This is a genomic window from Terrisporobacter petrolearius (assembly GCF_020748185.1).
GTDB classification, from domain to species: Bacteria; Bacillota; Clostridia; order Peptostreptococcales; family Peptostreptococcaceae; genus Terrisporobacter; species Terrisporobacter petrolearius.
In genome coordinates this window covers 1-278 of record NZ_JAHZMO010000221.1, presented here as the reverse complement: position 1 = coordinate 278, position 278 = coordinate 1, and the positions used below count along the sequence as shown (strand labels likewise).

Genomic DNA, 278 nt, shown 5'->3' with positions numbered 1-278 from the left:
CAGACTCCCTAGCTATTGATGAACCAACAACATTAGTTATGGATAATACTCTAGCACCTTTTGACTTAGCATCTCTAAGTGCTGCTAAAGTATCAGCTGTTTCTCCTGATTGACTTACTATTATTATCAAAGTATTTTCGTCTACAAATGGATCACTATATCTAAATTCAGAAGCTATGTCAGCTATAACTGGTATTTTAGCGAATTTTTCTATAGCATTTTTTCCAACAAGTCCTGCATGATAAGCAGTACCACAAGCTACTATATAAACTTTGTTT

The 278-nt window shown here is 33.8% G+C and carries 1 protein-coding gene; it reads right to left on the bottom strand.

All coding sequences use genetic code 11. From position 1 onward, the window contains the following. A partial coding sequence (locus tag K0040_RS22635; RefSeq protein ID WP_228110481.1) for an SIS domain-containing protein occupies nucleotides 1-278 on the bottom strand: 278 nt, incomplete at both ends.